Source organism: Candidatus Nitrosotalea sp. FS (assembly GCF_011319475.1).
Taxonomy (GTDB): domain Archaea; phylum Thermoproteota; class Nitrososphaeria; order Nitrososphaerales; family Nitrosopumilaceae; genus Nitrosotalea.
In genome coordinates this window covers 1-769 of record NZ_RCMC01000252.1, presented here as the reverse complement: position 1 = coordinate 769, position 769 = coordinate 1, and the positions used below count along the sequence as shown (strand labels likewise).

At 41.7% G+C, this 769-nt stretch carries 1 protein-coding gene and 1 pseudogene; both read right to left on the bottom strand.

The genetic code is table 11. The features are described from left to right. Nucleotides 1-386: pseudogene (locus tag DYY66_RS10060) on the bottom strand (hypothetical protein); the annotation flags it as partial. Next, nucleotides 383-769 (bottom strand): hypothetical protein (locus DYY66_RS10055; protein WP_166288865.1); only part of this gene is annotated, 387 nt, incomplete at its 5' end. The pseudogene DYY66_RS10060 and the gene DYY66_RS10055, both read right to left, overlap by 4 nt.

Genomic DNA, 769 nt, shown 5'->3' with positions numbered 1-769 from the left:
TTTGCACTTTGTATCAAATCATTATTAGGAGACCAGACGTTGTCTGTACCAGAATAAAATACTAGAGTTCCCATATTGACGTCCTTGTACTTCATTTGGAAGGACTGGTCAAATGTGAGATACTGGCTGTTTTTAGCATCATATACAAATGGAACCCAGGGGCACAGCTCATAGACTGCAGCAGAATTTTGAGCCAAGGCCTTGACTACAAGTGGGTTTATGAAAGGATTGCCAAATGTATACCCGTTTACCAAAGCATAGTAGGGCTTGACTGCACCAAAAAATGGAGTGCCAATTGTAATCAATGTATCCACCTTTGATGAACCGATTGAATCTACGTATGCCTTTGCAATGACTCCGCCCATGCTGTGTGCAATCAATATCACCTTGGATTGTCCTGTGGAGGATCGACCTGGTTTACTAGATGGTCTAGTTCAGCAAGGTGTATTTGGTTGTCAAGCCTCCAGTCGTATGGAAACTCGACAAGATCTTTGCCTAACGTATAGCCTTCGTTATTTACTAGATAATCTTCAAATCCGCCGTAAAAGTTGAATGGGTTTGCACCCGAAGTCATTCCATGATTTGCAAAAATTCCGTTTGTGACAACATGATACCCAGCTTGTGATGTGTAAGCCGGTGTTATACCGTCAGGTTTCAATAACATGCCTTGTGATGAACCATAACTAAATGGCCAAAGATTTACTCTGGCAGCAAAATTAGGATCACTTGTGACTTCATCAAGGTATGTACCTGCAACTCCTGGAAGAAA